Annotated in this window: 21 protein-coding genes; 12 read left to right on the top strand and 9 right to left on the bottom strand. The window is 54.2% G+C overall.

Going from position 1 to position 19634, the window contains the following annotated elements; all coding sequences use genetic code 11:
* Positions 1 to 21: 21 nt before the first annotated feature.
* Together groL and G6Q15_RS08685 are read right to left on the bottom strand one after the other, a co-directional pair.
* Complete coding sequence (gene groL, locus G6Q15_RS08680; protein WP_164117797.1) at positions 22 to 1677, bottom strand: chaperonin GroEL; 1656 nt, start codon at positions 1675 to 1677, stop codon at positions 22 to 24.
* A gap of 51 nt (positions 1678 to 1728) precedes the next feature.
* Positions 1729 to 2022 carry a co-chaperone GroES gene (locus G6Q15_RS08685; protein ID WP_164117799.1) on the bottom strand — a complete coding sequence of 98 codons (294 nt, stop codon included), beginning with the start codon at positions 2020 to 2022 and terminating at the stop codon, positions 1729 to 1731.
* A 339-nt stretch (positions 2023 to 2361) separates the two neighbouring features.
* On the opposite strand from G6Q15_RS08685, the gene G6Q15_RS08690 reads away from it, so the two are divergent.
* The 12 genes from G6Q15_RS08690 to G6Q15_RS08745 all read left to right on the top strand — a co-directional run bounded on the left by G6Q15_RS08690 (position 2362) and on the right by G6Q15_RS08745 (position 11593).
* Positions 2362 to 2607 carry a DUF2282 domain-containing protein gene (locus G6Q15_RS08690; protein ID WP_240330829.1) on the top strand — a complete coding sequence of 82 codons (246 nt, stop codon included), beginning with the start codon at positions 2362 to 2364 and terminating at the stop codon, positions 2605 to 2607.
* A 37-nt stretch (positions 2608 to 2644) separates the two neighbouring features.
* A complete protein-coding gene (locus G6Q15_RS08695; protein WP_164117802.1) occupies positions 2645 to 3544 on the top strand; it encodes a DUF692 domain-containing protein in 900 nt (299 codons plus the stop codon).
* Positions 3537 to 4316: a putative DNA-binding domain-containing protein gene (locus tag G6Q15_RS08700; RefSeq protein WP_164117804.1), complete on the top strand. Its 780-nt coding sequence runs from the start codon at positions 3537 to 3539 to the stop codon at positions 4314 to 4316. Before G6Q15_RS08695 ends, G6Q15_RS08700 begins: the two co-directional genes overlap by 8 nt.
* Positions 4317 to 4354: 38 nt before the next feature.
* The gene (locus tag G6Q15_RS08705; protein ID WP_164117807.1) at positions 4355 to 4804 is read left to right on the top strand and encodes a DoxX family protein; all 450 of its coding nucleotides are present in this window, start codon (positions 4355 to 4357) and stop codon (positions 4802 to 4804) included.
* Between the two features lie 38 nt (positions 4805 to 4842).
* Positions 4843 to 5364 (top strand): sigma-70 family RNA polymerase sigma factor, encoded by a 522-nt coding sequence (locus G6Q15_RS08710; protein WP_164117808.1) that lies wholly within the window; start codon positions 4843 to 4845, stop codon positions 5362 to 5364.
* Between the two features lie 40 nt (positions 5365 to 5404).
* Positions 5405 to 6079, top strand: a complete 675-nt coding sequence (locus G6Q15_RS08715) for a DUF1109 domain-containing protein (protein ID WP_164117810.1) — start codon at positions 5405 to 5407, stop codon at positions 6077 to 6079.
* Positions 6080 to 6260: 181 nt separating this feature from the next.
* Entirely contained in the window at positions 6261 to 8135 is a 1875-nt protein-coding gene (gene sppA / locus G6Q15_RS08720; RefSeq protein WP_164117812.1) for a signal peptide peptidase SppA, read from the top strand.
* Positions 8136 to 8282: 147 nt separating this feature from the next.
* Positions 8283 to 8678 (top strand): fluoride efflux transporter CrcB, encoded by a 396-nt coding sequence (gene crcB, locus G6Q15_RS08725; RefSeq protein ID WP_164117814.1) that lies wholly within the window; start codon positions 8283 to 8285, stop codon positions 8676 to 8678.
* Positions 8675 to 9991: an RluA family pseudouridine synthase gene (locus tag G6Q15_RS08730; RefSeq protein ID WP_205518137.1), complete on the top strand. Its 1317-nt coding sequence runs from the start codon at positions 8675 to 8677 to the stop codon at positions 9989 to 9991. Before crcB ends, G6Q15_RS08730 begins: the two co-directional genes overlap by 4 nt.
* A 1-nt stretch (position 9992) precedes the next feature.
* Positions 9993 to 10667: an HAD-IA family hydrolase gene (locus G6Q15_RS08735; protein ID WP_164117971.1), complete on the top strand. Its 675-nt coding sequence runs from the start codon at positions 9993 to 9995 to the stop codon at positions 10665 to 10667.
* Positions 10657 to 10884 carry a hypothetical protein gene (locus G6Q15_RS08740; RefSeq protein ID WP_164117818.1) on the top strand — a complete coding sequence of 76 codons (228 nt, stop codon included), beginning with the start codon at positions 10657 to 10659 and terminating at the stop codon, positions 10882 to 10884. Before G6Q15_RS08735 ends, G6Q15_RS08740 begins: the two co-directional genes overlap by 11 nt.
* A gap of 7 nt (positions 10885 to 10891) precedes the next feature.
* A complete protein-coding gene (locus tag G6Q15_RS08745) occupies positions 10892 to 11593 on the top strand; it encodes an ATP12 family protein (protein WP_164117820.1) in 702 nt (233 codons plus the stop codon).
* Here G6Q15_RS08745 and G6Q15_RS08750 read toward each other — a convergent pair.
* The 7 genes from G6Q15_RS08750 to G6Q15_RS08780 all read right to left on the bottom strand — a co-directional run bounded on the left by G6Q15_RS08750 (position 11590) and on the right by G6Q15_RS08780 (position 19429).
* Positions 11590 to 12813, bottom strand: a complete 1224-nt coding sequence (locus G6Q15_RS08750; RefSeq protein ID WP_164117822.1) for a serine hydrolase domain-containing protein — start codon at positions 12811 to 12813, stop codon at positions 11590 to 11592. The two genes, G6Q15_RS08745 and G6Q15_RS08750, sit on opposite strands and share 4 nt — an antisense overlap.
* A 28-nt stretch (positions 12814 to 12841) precedes the next feature.
* The gene (locus G6Q15_RS08755) at positions 12842 to 13636 is read right to left on the bottom strand and encodes an SDR family oxidoreductase (protein WP_164117824.1); all 795 of its coding nucleotides are present in this window, start codon (positions 13634 to 13636) and stop codon (positions 12842 to 12844) included.
* Positions 13637 to 14413 carry an SDR family oxidoreductase gene (locus tag G6Q15_RS08760; RefSeq protein ID WP_164117826.1) on the bottom strand — a complete coding sequence of 259 codons (777 nt, stop codon included), beginning with the start codon at positions 14411 to 14413 and terminating at the stop codon, positions 13637 to 13639.
* A 24-nt stretch (positions 14414 to 14437) separates the two neighbouring features.
* A complete protein-coding gene (locus G6Q15_RS08765) occupies positions 14438 to 15505 on the bottom strand; it encodes a phosphotransferase family protein (RefSeq protein WP_164117829.1) in 1068 nt (355 codons plus the stop codon).
* 13 nt (positions 15506 to 15518) lie between these two features.
* Positions 15519 to 16601: a Zn-dependent alcohol dehydrogenase gene (locus G6Q15_RS08770; protein WP_164117831.1), complete on the bottom strand. Its 1083-nt coding sequence runs from the start codon at positions 16599 to 16601 to the stop codon at positions 15519 to 15521.
* The gene (locus G6Q15_RS08775) at positions 16598 to 17884 is read right to left on the bottom strand and encodes an acyl-CoA dehydrogenase family protein (protein ID WP_164117833.1); all 1287 of its coding nucleotides are present in this window, start codon (positions 17882 to 17884) and stop codon (positions 16598 to 16600) included. The genes G6Q15_RS08770 and G6Q15_RS08775 overlap by 4 nt, the downstream gene beginning before the upstream one ends.
* 147 nt (positions 17885 to 18031) lie before the next feature.
* Entirely contained in the window at positions 18032 to 19429 is a 1398-nt protein-coding gene (locus G6Q15_RS08780; RefSeq protein ID WP_164117835.1) for an MFS transporter, read from the bottom strand.
* Positions 19430 to 19634 lie beyond the last annotated feature (205 nt).

The raw sequence follows: 19634 nt of genomic DNA on the forward strand, positions 1-19634 counted from the left end.
AAAGCAGAGAGTGGGGAGGGTTTAGAAACCCATGCCGCCGCCCATGCCGCCCATGCCACCCATATCGGGCATTGCAGGAGCTGCTGCTGCTTTGTCTTCCGGTGCATCGGAAATCGCCGCTTCAGTGGTGATCAGCAGGCCAGCGACAGATGCTGCATCCTGCAGCGCGGTGCGCACGACTTTTGTCGGGTCGATAACACCGGCTTTGACCAGATCCTCAAACACGTCGGTTGATGCATTGAAGCCCAGGTTTTCGTCACCGCCGTCCAGCAGCTTGCCAGAGATGACCGCGCCGTCATGGCCCGCATTTTCACTGATCTGACGGACCGGTGCATAAAGCGCCTTGCGTACGATATCTACGCCGCGTGTCTGGTCGTCATTGATGCCAGCCAGGCCTTCAATGGCTTTCGTGGCGTAAAGAAGGGCAGTACCGCCACCAGGGACAATGCCTTCTTCCACAGCTGCACGGGTTGCGTGCAGTGCGTCGTCGACACGGTCTTTCTTCTCTTTCACTTCAACTTCGGTCGCACCGCCAACTTTGATGACAGCAACACCGCCCGCGAGTTTCGCGAGGCGCTCTTGCAGTTTTTCTTTGTCATAGTCGGAGCTTGTGTTTTCGATCTGCGTACGGATCGCTTCCACGCGGGCTTTAATGTCGTCTGTATCGCCTGCACCGTCAACAATCGTGGTGTTATCCTTGTCGATGGTTACGTTTTTCGCTTCGCCCAGCATGCCGAGTGTTACGTTTTCAAGCTTGATGCCCAGATCTTCGGAAACCATTTCACCTTTGGTGAGGATGGCAATATCTTCGAGCATCGCTTTACGGCGATCACCAAAGCCAGGTGCTTTTACCGCTGCGATTTTCAGACCGCCGCGCAGTTTGTTGACCACGAGTGTGGCAAGCGCTTCGCCTTCAATATCTTCGGCAATGATGAGCAAGGGACGGCCAGACTGCATCGCGGCTTCCAGGATCGGAAGCATGGGTTGCAGGTTGGTCAGTTTCTTCTCATGGATCAGGATGTACGGGTTTTCGAGTTCCGTTGTCATCTTGTCCGGGTTGGTGATGAAATATGGGGACAGGTAACCGCGGTCAAACTGCATGCCTTCGACAACGTCGAGTTCAAAGTCGAGGCCCTTGGCTTCTTCAACTGTGATAACGCCTTCTTTGCCGACTTTTTCCATGGCTTCGGCGATTTTTTCACCAACTTCCACGTCACCGTTCGCAGAAATGATGCCAACCTGTGCAACTTCTTCGCTGCCTGCAACTGGCTTTGACCGGCCAGCCAGGTTTTCAACGACTTTACCAACAGCAAGGTCAATGCCGCGTTTCAGGTCCATCGGGTTCATTCCCGCTGCGACTGATTTCATACCTTCACGGACAATAGCCTGTGCCAGCACGGTCGCTGTTGTTGTACCGTCACCGGCAATATCATTGGTCTTGGAAGCAACTTCCTTGACCATCTGTGCGCCCATATTTTCGAACTTGTCTTTCAGTTCGATTTCCTTGGCGACAGTCACGCCGTCCTTGGTGATGCGCGGCGCACCGAAAGATTTGTCGATAACAACGTTGCGGCCTTTGGGGCCGAGTGTCACTTTTACGGCATCAGCGAGAATGTCTACGCCCTTCAGAATGCCTTCGCGGGCCGTGCGGCCGAATTTTACGTTTTTAGCTGACATGGGTAATATTCCTTGTGTCTTGAAATTACGTGATTTGGAAGAAGCTTAGGCTCAGCCCATAATGCCGAGGATATCGCCTTCTTTTACAATCAGAAGATCTTCGCCATCTATTTTGACTTCTTTGTTCATATAATTATTGGCGTCGAACAGAATACGGTCGCCAGGCTGAACGTCGAGAGCCGTTACCTTGCCCGCGTCGTCTTTCTGGCCAGCGCCAACGGCGACAACTTCACCTTGGGAAGGTTTTTCCTGTGCGCTGTCGGGAATGATGATTCCGCCAGCGGTTTTTTCTTCGGCCTCAATACGGCGCACAAGCACACGGTCATGGAGTGGACGAAATTTCATATGGCTCACCCTTTCATATAAAAGTGATTGAATTAGCTGTGTTATGAGTAACCCGCACCATTGCGGACTCGGATTAGCACTCTCTATAAGAGACTGCTAACACGGGGCCTATATGGCGCTGCGGCGCGGTGCGTCAAGCGATGCCATGCAGATTTTCGATAATTTTTTTGTGGTGGATTGTAACCTTTGCCGCTGCTGTCACGAAACTCCCCATGACGCTGCAGCTTCGCTTTCGCGTCACAGGTTGAAAAATTAAGCATTACATAAACTGAAAGGCATATCCCCATGAACAACTCTCTTACCAGAAACGCCCTGAAACTCGGCACAATCGCAACCGCTATGGCCGCTGCCGCGACACTTTCCGCAACACCCGCTAGTGCGGCTGGCGCAAAGGAAAAATGCTATGGCGTCGCACTTGCTGGCAAGAATGACTGTGCAGCGGGTCCCGGCACAACATGCGCAGGTACATCAACTAAAGATTATCAGGGCAATGCCTGGAAATACGTTTCCAAAGGCTCATGCGAAAATATGGGCGGTTCGCTCAAACCTCGCAAAGGCAACGCAAAGCCAGTAGCCAAGAAATAAGCTTTTCGCTGGATAAGCGATCCGCTAGTCTTGCGTGATGAACATCGCCTCCCATCCGGTCCGGCAGGGCCTTTCATCCAGGACCCGCCGCGACCTTCCCTCCGCTGTCGGCATCGGTCTGAAAGCGGCACATTACGAGAATGTGCTTGATGGAGAGGAACTTGCCGGGCATCCGGCATGGGTGGAAGTTCATCCGCAAAACTACTTTGGCGATGGTGGCCCACCGCACCGGTGGCTCACCGCCATCGCCGAAGTTTATCCCTTAAGTTTTCACAGTGTAGGCCTGTCATTGGGATCGGTAGGCGGAGTGCATGCTGAGGAACTTGATAAGCTGGCTGCTCTTTGTGAGCGCTATGACCCTGCCAGTGTGTCCGACCATTTGAGCTGGAGCGGCAATGCCCATGACCGGCTGCCTGATTTGCTGCCTGTACCCTATACAAAAGAAGCGCTTGACCATTTTGTCCGCGAAGTGGGCCGAGTGCAGGATCGGCTGAAACGGCCGATATTGCTGGAAAATCCGTCACGCTACCTGGCCTATGTCCATGACGAGATGGCTGAGACTGATTTTATTCACGAGTTATGCCGCCGCGCTGGATGCGGCCTGCTGTTCGATGTCAATAATGTCGAGGTGAGCTGCACCAATTTGGGGCTATCTGCTGAAGAATATGTTGATGCGATCAATCCCGATATAGTCGGTGAAATGCATCTGGCGGGTCATGCCACGGAAATGCTGGACGATGGCCCCATGCTGATTGACGATCACGGATCACACGTGACCGATATGACCTGGGCACTGTACCGGCGTTTTATTACGCGTGCCGGGCTAAGGCCGACACTGATTGAATGGGATACAGATGTTCCCGATTACCCAACCTTGATGGCAGAGGCGGACAAGGTGACCGATATATTGCACCAGCCGGTGTCTGCGCATGGCTGACCATGGCGGATACAGCCTGGGCGAAGGGCAGGACTATTTCCTGGATACGCTCCACAATGGCCCCGGTCATTGCCCTGAGGATCTGTTCGCAGGTTCATCGTCCCGCGCGATCATGGGGCTGAAAGCACATGCCAACACTGTGTCACATGCGCGGCTGGTGGCGATGGAGGAGACATATCCGCGCACCATGCAGCGGCTCGATGCCCTGAATGAAGAGGGTTTCTTCAATGCGATATGCCGCGATTTTATTGAACGCGAGGATGTAAAGACGCAGGCGATGATGGATATCGGGCACGGGTTTGCGGACTATCTGGCCATGCTGGAATGCGACGCGGCGAGCATTGACCTGGCTGCGATCGAAATGCGCTGGCTGGAAAGCTATCATGCCGCCGATGCGTCGCCGCTTACCATGCAGCATATTGCCGCACTGGAAGAAGAAGCGCTGATGGCGTTACCACTGTGCATACATCCGTCGCTGCGTGTGACGCAGCTGACTGCGTTACCGGCGGAGGAACTGACCGAACTGGTTGAATATCACGATGCCGCCGCCGTAGCGACCCTGCGGCCCGAAGCGCAGGTTTTCTATCACCCCTGGCCCGCGGAGACAGCCGCTCTCGTCGCATTTGCGCAAGGCCATGATGAAAAAAACATAGCCATGTGTAACCTTCTGGAAAAAGCAGTCGAACTGGTAGGTGAAGACAATGTGCAGCCACTTGTTTTTACGGTTGTCGAAGCGGGCGTGTTTATCGCCCCCGGCAATCTGCAAGCATGATGGCTGCATGACAACAGCAACAGGGAAGAGATAGAGACATGATTGATTTGATTAAAAAAGCCATTGGCATTGTAGATAACCGCTTTTTTGAGGGTATTGCCCTGTTCCTTGCGCGGCTTGCACTTGCGGCACAGTTCTGGCGGTCCGCGCGGACCAAGGTGGAGGAAGGTAGCTTCCTGCAAATGCGTGATATTACCGTGGACCTGTTCCGTGACGAATACGGGATGCCTTTTCCCGAAATTACAGGCCTGATTGCAACCTATGCCGAACATATATTCCCGATTCTGCTGGTATTGGGCCTGTTTACACGCTTCAGCGCGGCTGCCCTGTTTGTTATGACGCTGGTTATCCAGTTGTTTGTCTATCCGGAAGCATGGTGGAACCCGCATATTATGTGGTTCGCACTGGCGCTTATCCTGATTGCGCGTGGCGGCGGATTGTTCGCACTGGATCGTCTGGGCGACCGCACGTTCGGCAAGGCTGACTGAGCAGTTGGCGGGCTGGAACCAAGGCGGAGGGCAGGACCATGATTGCAGATGATGCAACATTCAGGCGGTTGATGCGTGCCTCGCAGCAGGGTGACAAACAGTGTTACAGCGTGCTGCTGGCCGAATGTGACAAATGGCTTCGGCGCTATTTCGCCGCGAAAATAGCGCCGGCAGCGCTTGAGGATCTGGTGCAGGAAACGTTGATCTCGGTGCACCGCAAGCGGGCCAGCTATGATCCGGAGCGCGCCTTTCTGCCCTGGCTGGCTGCGATTGGCCGGTATCGCTGGATTGACCAGCTGCGCAAGACATACCGCAATAATGAAGCGGAACTGGATGAAAACCTTGTCGCCGATCCGCAGTCCGAAGCGGTGAGCGCGAAGATCAGCATTGAAAGCCTGCTTGAAAAACTACCTGAGAAACAGGCGGAAGTTATCCGGTTGGTCAAGATAGAGGGGCTGAGCATATCCGAAGCCTCAGCCATGACCGCGCAGTCGGAATCGCTGGTGAAAGTCAACATTCATCGCGGTATAAAAAAACTGAATACCATTGTTGAAGAATGATCTGCAAAGCACGAAAAGTATTTAATTTAAGAGTAAAAATATGACACATAATATGAACAGCTCCCCCAATGGTTTCAGCATCGATGCGCTGGTTGATGACCTGCAGCCGGTCAGTCCGATCAGCCTGAACCACGGCTTTGCCATTATCGCTATCATGACCCTGGCGGCACTGGCTATGGTGTATGCCACAATTGATTTTCGCGGTGATGTTATGGCGGGCGCGCCTGCGCCAATGTTCTTCCTGCGCCTCGGCATGCTTCTGCTTCTGGGTACGGCCACTGGTATTGCCGCATTGTCCATGGGACGCCCGGCGATAGCGACGGAAAAGCGGCAATCGGGCACGATTTACTGGAAATGGGCTGTTATGGCGGCGCTGCTATTTCCTGTTTCAGCATTTGTTACCCTGCTGGTCGACACCAATCTCTTCATGCGCGATTTCCATACCGTGTCATCGGTAAAGTGCTTGGTGACCAGTGTTACGGCATCGCTGTTTATCGGCGGTGCGATGACATTATGGATGCGTCGCGGTGCACCGACCAATCTGCCGCTCACCGGTATGCTAATCGGGCTTTCCGCGGGCAGTCTTGGTGCCGCCGCCTATAGCTTTCACTGCCCGTTCAACGCCGTGGCCTATAATGGCGTATGGTTCCCGATGGCCGTGGGCATCAGTACATTGATCGGTTGGCTGGTCATTCCGCGGCTGATTCGCTGGTAAACAGCTATTCTGGCAAGGAATACGTCAGTCAGGAATATTGAATAGGGCGCCGTCATGGAAATGGCGGCGCCTCTTTTATCCGGCTTTTATCGAACCGGGCGCGGTCTTCATGGATTAATATCTGGCATTTCTGTGGCAGCGCACCTAAGTAATTGCCAAATCAAGGCAAGGACCAAGGCATATGGATTTCGTCAAAAAAGCGTGGAAAATACTGGTGGCAGTCAAGGATGGGCTTGTTCTTGTCTTCATGCTTTTGTTTTTTATGGCATTATTTGCGCTGATGTCCTCTTCCCCCAATCCGGCATCAGTCAAGGAAGGCGCGTTGCTCGTCGATCTTAACGGCGTGCTGGTTGAGGAAAAGACTGAAGTTGATCCCTTTGCCGTGTTGACCAGCGGTTCTGTACCAATTCAGGAATATCAGCTCCGCGATGTGGTGCGCGCTATTGAGGGTGCGGCTGCTGATGACAATGTCAAAACACTTGTCCTTGATCTTGACCGTTTCATGGGCGGTGGACAGGTTAGCCTGACGCGTGTCGGTGAGGCGATCGATAAGGTGAAAAAGGCGGGCAAGCCTGTCTATGCTTTTGCCACTGCCTATTATGATGACAGTTACCAGCTTGCTGCGCATGCTGATGAAATCTGGATGGATGATATGGGCGGGGCGCTATTCAGCGGCCCCGGTGGCAGCCGCCTTTACTATAGCGATCTGATAAACCGGCTGGGTATCACGGCGCATATTTACAAGGTGGGTACCTATAAATCAGCGGTGGAGCCTTATAGCCGGTCAAGCCAGTCGCCCGAAGCCAAGGAAAATGCACAGGCGCTTTATGATGCACTCTGGTCGCAGTGGAAAGAGGAAGTCGGCAAGGTGCGACCCAAGGCAAAACTGGATGCCGTGACGCAGGAACCGGCATCGGCAGTGACGGCCGCGAACGGTGACCTGGCCAAAATGGCTATCGACAATGGTTTGGTGGACAAGATTGGCAGCCGGGTCGAGTTTGGCCGCTATGTTGCCAAAAAGGCAGGTTTTGACGAAGATGGCGAAGTGGGCAATTATGACCACACATCGCTGAATGTCTGGCTTGCCGCCAATGATGCAGAGACACCGGGTGAACGTATCGGTGTTGCCACGATTTCTGGCGAGATTGTTGATGGTAATGCAGGGCCGGGCGTAGCTTCGGGTGACCGTATTGCGGAACTGCTCTATAAGGGGCTTGCCGATGATGATCTTAAGGCGCTGGTTGTACGGGTAAACTCGCCCGGCGGCAGCGCGCTTGCATCCGAACAGATGCGGCGCGCAATGAATGCGTATCGTGAGAAGAAAATCCCGGTGGTGATTTCCATGGGTGATGTCGCGGCCAGTGGTGGGTACTGGGTGGCAACGGCAGGCGATCATATCATGGCGGAACCCTCTACCATTACGGGTTCGATAGGTATTTTTGCAGTACTACCCAGCTTTGAAAAGACACTGGCAAAATATGGTGTCAATGCCGATGGTGTGACGACCACACCGCTGTCGGGACAACCAGACTTGGTGGGTGGCTTCAATGAAAGTCTCGACACGGTGATCCAGTCGAGCATCGAAAATAACTATGGCCGGTTCCTGAAAATTGTTTCGGATAACCGCAAAAAAACGCCTGAAGAGATTGACGCGATTGGTCAGGGCCGTGTCTGGGATGGTGGCGCAGCGCGGCAATTAGGGCTGGTCGACAGTTTCGGCTCGCTGGACGAGGCGCTGGCGAAGGCAGCGGAGCTTGCGAAAATAGAAGGCGACTATCACGCCCATTATCTGGAAACACCAGTGGATGGCTTTTCTGCGCTGCTCGCCAATATGTTTGCACAGCCAAATGAACAGGCTGCACGGCAGGATGTGTTTGGCCGCATTGCGCAGCAGCAGAAATTCACTGCCATGCGTGCAATATCCGATATGCAATTGCTGCTCGACGGCCAGGGAGTTCAGGCACGCTGTCTGGAATGCGCAGCCGATATGCCGCCCAATGCAACGCTCCGAAATAGTTCGCTATTGGGTGCGTTGTTCGCTAATATGATTCCGTAATGACAATTCATATCAGTTTACCACTTCGGTGGTGAAGGAGGGGTCGTATTCTTGAAGGTATGGCCCCTTTTATATGGCTTGCTAGCTTGATGTGTCCTCCCAATTTACGCATTCCCAAACCACACGAAACCCGTTAGAGCGGGCGACATGATAAACGGCTTATCCCTTGCGTCCACTTTACTGGTGATGGCGGGCGGTGCATGCGGTGCGGCGCTGCGCTATCATCTGGGACGTTTGTTGTTCCACGCGGCTGGACCGGGCCTTCCATGGGGCACATTTGCCGTCAATATAATTGGCGGGTTTGCCATGGGCGCGCTGGTTGGCCTGCTCGCGCGCAGCGATGTGTCCGGCGAACCATGGCGGTTATTTTTGGGTGTGGGCCTGCTGGGCGGTTTTACGACATTTTCGGCATTCAGCCTGGAAATATTCGCCTTTATCGAGCGCGGTGAATGGGGCATGGCTTTTGCCTATGCGCTGGCATCGGTACTGGGCAGCGTGGTGGCTCTGTTCGCGGGCATATATCTGATAAGGCAAATGGTATGAGTAATAATGACGATAAAGATACCGGGCCGGAAAAACGCCATGACCTGATTGATGTGCGCCAGTTCAGGATTACCGCCGATGATGACGGTATCCGGCTCGACCGCTGGTTCAAGCGCAACCAGCCGCAGATCAGCTTTAACATGGTGTCGCGCTGGGCACGTACCGGACAGATCCGGCTGGATGGCAAACGAGTAAGCCCCGGTGATCATATCCAAGCTGGGCAGACAATCCGCATGCCGCCCGCCGATCCAAAAGCGGGCAAGGGACCAAAAAAAGAAGTCGCGCCGCTGTCTCCTGACCAGATCGATTATATGCGTGACATGGTCATCCACCGCGATGAAGCGGCGATTGTCATCAACAAGCCGCCGGGCCTTGCCACACAGGGCGGCAGCAAGACGAACACCCATGTCGATGGCATGCTTGATGCGCTGCGTTATGAAAGGGACATAAAACCCAAACTGGTGCACCGGCTCGACAAGGACACCAGCGGCGTATTGCTGCTGGCGCGCAGTTCGGGGAATGCGGCGTTTTTCTCAAAACGTTTTTCAGGCCGCACTGCACGCAAGATTTACTGGGCGCTTATTAAAGGCGTGCCGGAAATTGCCGATGGCGTAATCGAACTGCCGCTGGCCAAACAGCCCGGGTCGGGTGGTGAGAAAATGGTGGTGGATGAGGAAAACGGCCAGAGCGCCAAAACCCGGTACCGCATTATCGAACGTGCCGGAAACCGGGCAACATGGGTGGAGCTGCAGCCGTTTACCGGCCGCACGCATCAATTGCGCGTGCATATGGCTGCGATTGGCCATCCGATTATCGGTGATGGCAAATACGGTCTGAAAGAGGCTTATTTACCTGGCGAAGTGAGCCGTAAAATGCACCTGCATGCGCGGCGTTTGCGTATTGAGCACCCCGATGGTGTGCCATTGGATGTGGTCGCTGACCTGCCGCCGCATTTTGCCGAAACGATGGATCACCTGGGCTTCGATATGGAAATTGGCGATTTGCCCCTGGAAGAAGATCAACCGCCGCCAAGCCGTGCAGACGCAAAGAAATATGCGCGCCAGCATGCCAAGCAAGTGCGCCGTGACATGCGCGGGGAACGCCGCAAGCGGGGAGATGCTCCGCCCAAGGGCAAAGGCGGTAAAGCCAAGGCGGGTGCAAAGCCCTCTTTCAAGGGCAAAGGAAAGCCCGGCGGTAAACCGGGTGGGAAAAAGGGTTTTGGCAAACCTGGCAGCAAGCCAACCCGTGGCGGGGACAAAGGGAAGGGTGGCAAACCATCTGGAAAGCCGAACGGTGGGCGGGGTCGCCGCTGATATGGCCGTCAAGCTCGCAATATTCGACTGTGATGGCACGATGGTCGATAGTCAGGCCAATATCTGCCGCGCCATGGAAGCCGCTTTTGCAGCAGAAAAGCTTCCTGCACCTGATCATCACGTGACACGGCGGATTGTAGGACTGTCGCTTCGTGAAGCGATGGCGGTGATGCTGCCCAATGGCGATGGAGCGCAGCACCACCGGCTGGCCGATCATTACAAGGCAGCATTCGTGCACCTGCGCGGTAGCGGCGTCATGCAGGAAGAGTCGCTCTATGATGGGCTGATCGCGTTGTTTGACAGGCTTGAGGCAGCGGACTGGTTACTTGCCGTGGCCACAGGAAAGTCCGATCGCGGGCTTGCCATGGTTTTGCATCACCATGGATTGGAAGGGCGTTTTGTGAGCTTGCAGACTGCAGATCGCCATCCATCCAAGCCGCATCCGTCGATGATTGATCTTGCCATGGCAGATGCCGGGGCAGAGCGCGGCGGAACGGTGATGATTGGTGATACCAGCTATGATATGGAAATGGCGGTCAATGCGGGCGTGCGAGCTATTGGCGTTGATTGGGGTTATCACGACACGCATGAACTGACAGCGACGGGCGCTGATGTAGTGGCAATGCAGATGGCCGATCTGTTTGATATTTTGGAAGGAAAAACGGATGCAGGATAGTAATACAACCGCGCAGACGCGCTTTGCTATCATCTCACTGGTACGGCTGGCGGGCACGATCATGGTTGCGATTGGTTTGCTTTCAGTTGCTCAGGCAATGGACTGGATTCCGGCTGGTGTGAATTATGCCATGGTAATCATCGGATTTTTCATGGCTTTCATTGCGCCGCGCTTGCTCGCCCGCCGGTGGCGCTCGCCCGATATGGACCAGGACTGAGCAGCCCATGAAACGTTTCTACAAAGATGTTGCCACCGGGCCATCGGGCGACGGCTTTGGCATCCTGCTGGATGGACGGCCGATCAAGACACCCGCCCGCGCGGCGCTTGTGCTGCCTCATACAGCGCTGGCCGAAGCGGTCGCTGAAGAATGGCGTGTGCAGGGGGAAGAAATTGACGCTGCTTCCATGGTGATGACCGGTTTTGCCAATGCGGCCATAGACAGGGTCGCGCCAGACAGAGAAGCATTTGCACAGCCCATAGCGGCTTATGCCGAAACCGATATGCTGTGTTACCGCGCAGAAGCAGGTGATCTGCAGGCAGAAAAGCAGGATGCAGAATGGGAGCCATTGCTGCGCTGGGCAGAGCAGAGATATGACGTTGCCTTTACGCGCATTGCCGGCATTTCCTATCAGGATCAGCCCGCGGCAACACTGGCACGTATGTCAGAGGCCGTGCTGGCGCAAGATGACTTTACGCTTGCCGCAATGCAGCCGCTCACGACAATTTCCGGTTCGTTGGTTTGCGTGCTCGCCTTTTTGGAAGGCCAGATTGATACCAGCGCGCTATGGCCCATCGTCAATCTGGAAGAGTTGTGGCAGGCAGAATTATGGGGTGAGGATGCCGAAGCATTGGCCACACGTGAAGCGAACCGCGTGAAGTTTGAAGCCGCAGCCCGGTTTTGTGAATTGGCGCGCGAAAACGCTTAAACAGTAAGCGCCGAATAGAGCATTGTCTTGATTTCCCGCCTGACGGGGTAAGTGCTGGACGGCATAAGCTGCGTCATGAATATCATGATGATATCCTCCACCGGATCGACAAAAAATGCGGTCGAAAACATTCCGCCCCAGTAAAAATCACCGGTTGAACCGGGTACACCTGTTGCGGCACTGTCCACGGTTACGCCAAAGCCCAGACCAAAGCCGCCGCCTGCATTTTCCGCCTCACTGAACAGCGATTTACTGTGTTGTGTCAAGTCACCGCCGCCCGGCAAGTGGTTGGCGGTCATCAGTTCCAGCGTCTTTCGGCCGATAATTTGCCGTCCATCCAATGTGCCTTCATTGAGCAGCATACGGCAGAAGCGGTGATAATCGGCAAGTGATGACACCAGTCCGCCGCCGCCGGAGAGCAGCTTAGGCGGCTTCATCCACGCTGTATCTGCTCCCGTATCGAACATCTTCATTTTTTCGCGGGGATGCCATGTATAGCAATCAGTCATTCGGCTGATTTTATCTTCTGGCAGCTGGAAATGCGTGTCGTTCATGCCGAGCGGTTCGAAGATATTTTCGGCGATATACTCATCCAGCTTCTGTCCCGAAATCCGCTGGATCAAAGCGCCCAGCACATCGGTGGAGATCGAATAGTTCCAGCTGTTGCCTGGATCAAATTCGAGCGGAATGTCTGCGAGGGTTTGAATGAATTGCTCCAGATCACCGCCATCAAAGCGCTCAAACCCCGCCTTACGGTATGCAGCGTCAATCGGAGTGCGTTCCTGAAAACTATAGGTCAGTCCCGATGTGTGACGCAGCAGGTCGATAATCTGCATTGGACGGGCCGGGGCACGAGTCATGAACGGCTGTTCGCCGCCACCGGAGACGAATACGCCCTGGTCTTTCCATTCGGGAATGTATTTTGTGACCGGGTCAGACAGCGCGACTTTTGCCTGTTCCACCAGCTGCATGAACGCGATCGAAGTTACCGGCTTGGTCATGGATGCGATGCGGAACAGGTGATCTTGTGTAAGCGTTTCCCCGGGTCGCGCTTCACCTTGCAGTGACAGGTGCGCAATATCATCACCTCTGCCGATCAGCAGCGCCGTATGCGGCATACGCCCACTGTCCAGATATTTGGACTTTAGATGCATATCAATAAAAGCAAGGCGTTCAGGGTCAAAACCGAGTTCCGCTGAATCAAAAACAGTCAATGTCATGTGCTATATTCTCTTAAGCAGGGGCGTATTAGGTGGAGGTTTGTCCAAATTTCTGGCGGCTGTAGGGGTGTGAGCTTGATAAACCGCCGTCAACAACAAGGGCATGACCATTTACATAGGAAGAGTCTTCCGATGCAAGGAATAGTGCAGCACTGGCAATTTCACTTGGCTCACCGCCACGTTTGAGCGGGTTGAGTTGGCCAATTTTATCTTCCATGCCGCGTTCACGGACCATGTCATACATAAATTCGGTCATGCCGGTTTCGATAAGGCCAGGGCAGATCGCGTTGCAGCGTATATCGCTGCCCGAAAGCTGCTGCGCACCGATACGGACCAGATTAACCACACCCGCCTTGGACGCGGTGTAGGCGGGGCCGCCCGCACCCGAGCGAAGCCCGGCGACGCTGGCGGTGCAGATGATTGAGCCGCCATGTCCTTTATCCGCAATTGCCTTGCCCGCATATTTGATGGCGAGGAATGGCCCTATCAGGTTGATACGCAGGATTTCCTCCCACTCCTCTACGCTCTGGTCGAATATACCATCAAACCCGCCGGAAATGCCCGCATTGGCAAAAAAGATATGCAGGTCGCCGTGAAGCTCGAGCGCTTTGGCAACGAGTGCTTGTACGTCTTCTTCCTTACCCGCATCGCAGGTTACCGCAGTGATGGCCTCGGGGTTTTCAGCGGCAGTGTCATTTACTTTGTCCGTAATATCGGCGGCGATAACCTTTGCTCCATGCTCGGCGAACAGCAACGCGGAAGCGCGTCCAATACCGCTACCAGCACCAGTCACAATGGCTATTTTTCCAGATAGGTCGGTCATTTACAGTCCTCCTGTAATGGTTGTGCCGCCGTCAATTACCATCGATTGCCCGGTCATGAATTTGGATGCATCGGATGCGAGGAAGACGGCAGCACCTGCAATTTCGGATGGTTCGCCTATACGGCGTAGCGGAATAGAGCCTTCAACATGCGCCATCAGTTTCGGGTTTTCCCACAGCGCTCTTGCAAAATCGGTTTTGATTATGCCCGGCGCAATACAATTGACGCGTACGCCGTCGGGTCCATATTCGGCGGCGAGGTTCCGGGCGAGCTGGAAATCTGCCGCCTTGGATATATTATACGCGCCAATTGTCGTGCTGGACACCATACCGCCAATGGATGAGACCAATATGATGGAGCCTTCACCGCGTTCGCGCATTTCCGGTGCCACCATCTGGATCAGCCAGTGGTTGGAAATGATATTATTGTCGAGAATTTTGCGGAATTGCTCGTCGGCAATGCCTTCCATCGGCCCGTAATAGGGATTGGATGCAGCGTTGCAGACGAGGATATCGATCTTGCCAAACGCGTTGCGCGTCGCGTCGACCAAACGCTGCAAACCGTCTTTGTCAGAAATATTGCACGCGGCGGCAATCGCCGTGCCTTCGCCATACTTTTCATTGATTTTTGCGGCGGCGGCATCGCAGGCATCCTGCTTGCGGCTGGAGATAACGACTTTCGCGCCTTGCGCGGCCATTTCATATGCGGTGGCGAGGCCAATGCCGCGTGAAGAGCCGGTGATAAGAGCCGCCTTCCCGGTCAGATCAAATTGAGACATATTTTATCCTTGAATGAAATGCTTCTAATCTTTTGCACCAGCTTTTTTCGCGAACGTCCAGGCGGCCTGTGCCAGCGGGGCGACACGTTCCGCCATGGTCGCAGCCTGCGCGCTTGACGCCGTGCCATCTATCACGCGTTTTTTAATGCCTTGTAAAATTGCGGCAATACGAAACAGGTTATAGGCCATGTACCAGTCCATGGGTGGCACTTCGCTGAGCTTCGCATGCTCGATATACAGGCCTTGCGCTTCCTCCATGGTCGGAATGCCCAGGTTCCCGACATCCACGCCGAGAAGGCCATTACGCCCTTCAGCAGGCTGAATCCAGCTCATCAGGAAATAGCTGAGATCGGCAATCGGGTCGCCTAGCGTCGAAAGCTCCCAGTCAAGCAGGGCAATGACTTTAGGCTCGTCCTTGGCAAAGATCATGTTGTCGATCCGGTAGTCACCATGTGCGATGCCGAAACCTTTTTGTTCGGGCAGGGTGGTGGGCAGCCATTCAATCAGCTTGTCCATTTCCGGCAGGGTTTCGGTTTCGGAGAGTTTATACTGTTTTGACCAACGCGCCGTTTGCCGCGCGCAGTAATTGCCGGGCTTGCCATAGTCCGCAAGACCGATTTTTTCAGGGTCGTAGCTGTGCAGCTTTGCGAGCGTCTCTATCATCTGGTGATAGATCGCGGTGCGTTTTGCATTGGTTTGTTTGGGCAATGTGCCATCCCAATAGGCGACACCATCGCTGAAATCCATGACATAAAACATCGAGCCGATAACATTGTCATCCTCGCACATCCCAAACTGACGTGATACGGGAAAGCCCTGTGCGTGGAGCGCGGACTGCACTTTATATTCGCGGTCCACGGCATGGGCGGAGGGCAGCAGCTTGCCGAAAGGCTTGCGGCGCAGCACATAGGAACGACCCGGCGTATCAACGCGGTAAGTGGGGTTGGACTGCCCGCCCTTGAATTTGGACAGGGTCAGGGGGCCTGTAAAGCCATCCACATTTTCCTGCATCCATGCAGTAAGCTTGGTTTCATCCAATTTGTCCTTGTCGGGCACATCCATCGTGCCGGTCATTTCCTTGTCGGCGTCCATGTGGGAAGTCCTTTCAGTCGAATATGATGACAGAACGGGCATCGCCGCCTGTGCGCAGTTTGTCAAAACCGGTGTTTATATCTTCCAGCGCTATCCGTTCGGCAATGATGGTGTCGAGATCAAGCTGACCGTTAAGGTAGAAATGCGCAAGTTTCGGCATATCGACCTGAAAATGGGTGCTGCCCATCAACGAGCCTTTCAGTGTCTTTCCGCTCAGCAGCGTGGGGCCGTGCAGTGTCACCATCTTGCCAGGCGCGATCATGCCCACAATTGTCGCTTGTCCGCCGCGCTTGGCAATGGCCCAGGCAAGCTCAGCCGTTTCTGCACGGCCCACGGCTTCAATCGAATAGTCAACACCGCCGTTCGTCGCTGCGATTACCTGTTTGCCGACATCTTCCTCAGTCGCATCAAACACATGAGTTGCGCCCATTTTCAAGGCCAAGTCACGTTTGGCGGGGATGGGGTCAATGGCGATGATCGTTTTCGCACCTGCAATTTTTGCGGCATTGATAGCGGAGAGGCCGATACCACCCGCACCTATAATAGCCACGCTTTCGCCGGGTTTCAGCTTGCTGTCATTAAACACCGCCCCTGCACCCGTAATGACAGCGCAGCCCAGTAATGCGGCACGGTCAAACGGCATTTCCTTGTCAATGCCGACACAAGCATTTTCATGCACCAGCATTTTTTCGGCAAAAGCAGAGAGATTGAGGAACTGATGAACTGTCTCACCGCTCATGGTGAGCTTGGGCGGCTTGTCGTCGCCGCGCCTGGTGGATGGGTCCTGGCATAGGCTCTGTTGCCCGCCAGCACACAGTGCGCATGACCCGCAAAAAGGCGCTAGGAAGGTGACGACATGGTCGCCGGGCGCGACATGGCGTACATCTTCGCCCACAGCCTCGACTATACCTGCCGCTTCATGGCCGGGGATAGTGGGCATCAGTGCGGGATAGACACCGTCGATAAAGTGCAGATCCGACCGGCAAAGCCCCACCGCCTTGGTGGCGATCAGGACTTCGCGCGCGCCGGGCGCATCTATCTCGACATCACATATTTCCAGTGGCTGTCCCGCTTGTTTGAGGACAGCCGCTTTCACCGTGCCACTCCAAGATCTCCGGATGAGATAGTATTGTCGCTGTCAGGGCCGTATTTACCAAATTCCATACGTGCAATGGAACGGTTATGCACTTCATCAGGACCATCGGCGAGGCGTAGGGTGCGCTGTCCAGCATACATGGAGGCGAGCCCGGCATCCGAGGATACTCCGGCACCGCCAAATGCCTGTATGGCATCGTCGATAATTTGCAGCGCCATATTGGGTGCCTGTACCTTGATCATGGCGATTTCGGCCTTGGCATGTTTATTGCCGACCTTGTCCATCATATCTGCGGCTTTCAGGCAGAGCAGGCGGGTCATTTCAATGTCGATGCGTGCGCGGGCTACACGCTGTTCCCAGATGCTGTGTTCGGCAATAGTCTTACCGAAAGCGACACGCGATTGCAGACGGCGGCACATTTTTTCGAGTGCTTCCTCAGCTGCACCCACCGTTCGCATGCAGTGGTGGATACGGCCCGGGCCCAGGCGTCCCTGTGCAATCTCAAACCCGCGTCCTTCACCGAGCAGAATATTGGATGCCGGAATACGTACGTCTTTCAGCTCAATTTCCATATGACCATGTGGTGCGTCATCATATCCAAAGACAGGCAGGTGGCGCAGAATGTTCACGCCGGGTGCGTCCATCGGCATAATCACCATGGATTGCTGCTGGTGGCGTTTGGCTTCAAAATCAGTCTTACCCATCAAAATGGTGACCTTGCAGCGCGGGTCGCCTGCACCTGAAGACCACCATTTACGGCCATTAATGACATATTCGTCACCTTCACGGCGGATCGAAGTCTCGATATTGGTGGCATCGGAGGATGCGACAGCCGGTTCAGTCATCAAAAAGGCAGAACGAATTTCGCCTTCCATCAGCGGTTTCAGCCACTGGTCCTTATGCTCGCGTGTGCCATAGCGATGGAACACTTCCATATTGCCGGTATCGGGCGCGGAACAGTTGAATACTTCGGAAGCCCAGCCAATCCGGCCCATTTCCTCTGCGCACAGTGCGTATTCCAGGTTGGTAAGACCGGGGCCATCAAATTCGAAACTGTCATCAACATGCACCAGATTGGGATTGGATGGCGGCATGAACAGGTTCCAGATGCCTTGCGCTTTGGCGCGTTCTTTTTCTTCTTCTATAACCGGTAGTACTTTCCAGCGGTCACCTTCGGCCTGCTGCGCATCATAATCACTCATGCGCGGGCGCACGTTGGATTCAATAAAATCGCGCACGCGGTCGCGCCAGTATTGCTGCCGTTCGGTAAGGTCGAATTCCATGAAATATGCTCCTGCTCGCTAATTAGGGACTCAGCTTGTGCGTTGTTTAATCGTGTGATTAACTTGTGTCACTTATTGGCAGCGATTTCCACCCCCAACTATCAAAGATGTGAGAATTATTGTGCCTTGGGTGGGTTCTGCTCCCGCTTAAAGCGGGTTTGGTTCCGCGAGCCGGGCGTGATGTTCATCTTCGCTGAGTGGGATCTTGCGAAATGCCCACGCCGTGAGCAGGCCCAGCAGGGTGGAGATTATCACAAATGCCATATTCAGATTGGCCACAATAGCATCATCCACGCTGCCTCTCGCCGCGCCATCCGGCAGGCCAATCAACGTGATAATACTGCCGGCGAGAATAAGGCCAAAACCGCTTACCAGTTTTTGCATAAAGAACATGCCTGCGGAAAATACACCTTCGGACTTTTTGCCTGTTTCCTTTTCATATCCGCTGGCGACATCGGCCATCATCGACATGGCGAGTATCATGGCGGCTATGCCCAATCCTGTGCCAATAACCGAGAGACCAAATAGCAGAGGAATCAAGGCTGGACTTTCATTGCCTGGAAAGAACCCGGCAAGCCTGAGCCAGTAGGGTGTTGAACCGATAATCACACCAGCCAGCACAAAATAGGATGCCGCACGCGGCTTGCCGTATTTCTGCGAAACAGGTGACACAGTAAGGAAAGCGAGCAACACGCCGAGTATCAGCGTGAGTGAATAGGCGAGGAACATGATTTCACTCAGTTCCCATATATGACGGAATAGATAATTGGTAAGTGCGAAATAAAGCCCCTGATTGGTGAAGGCAAAAAAGCTTGCGAGCAACAGCATCATGAACGGATAATAGCGAAACGATGCCATGAGCTCGCCAAACCCCTTATGCTGTTCATCATGCTGGGTCGCTTCATAGGAAGATATGATGCGTTTATGCGTTGTCAGAGCGGAAACAAGTACGGCGATAAACATCATGACAGCGCCAATTATAGCATATACCGAATAACCTTCGGGGTTCAGCTGCCCATCGGGATAATCCGGTGTGGCGCGCAGGATCACGCCATAAGCCAACGCCATAATGGCAAGGCCACTGGTCCAGCCGAACAGGAAACGATAACGCATGATGGTGGTGCGCTCGTGATAGTCGGGTGTGAGTTCGGGTAACAGCGCGAGCGAGGGCACTTCATAGGCAGACAGGCTGACCCGTACGAAAATGGCAGTAACGAGAAGATAGATGAACGTCATTGTGTCGCTCATCTGCGGCGGGTGCCATAGGAGCAGCCATGCGGCGGCTATCGGGATGGCTGATCCATAAAGCCATGGATGCCGTTTACCCAGCCGGGTACGTGTATTGTCGGAGAACTGGCCTATTAACGGGTCGATACAAGCGTCCAGAACCAGTGCAGTTGCCAGTGCCAGCGCTACAAGAAAGCCATCCAGGCCAATGACCTGATTATAGTAAAATAGCAGGAAAACCGCAAAGCCATTATCCTTGATACCATAGGCAATTGAGCCGAAACCATAACCCAATTTGGTCTTAAGCGGTACTTGCACCCGTCCATCTCCTCGGCTTCAGTTTATGCTGAATTATTATGATTCTTGATCTCTACAGCATGGGGCGGAACGTTACTCTGGTCAATCCGTCTTCGCCTGCCCTTACGGCATGCTGCATCACATGCAAGGTCTTGCCGTGCGCTTACAAACCGCATAGAGTTAACTGCACGATTAAAATCACCTGAGTGGCGAACCGAAATTGGGA

Source organism: Sphingorhabdus sp. Alg239-R122 (assembly GCF_900537065.1).
Taxonomy (GTDB): Bacteria; Pseudomonadota; Alphaproteobacteria; order Sphingomonadales; family Sphingomonadaceae; genus Alg239-R122.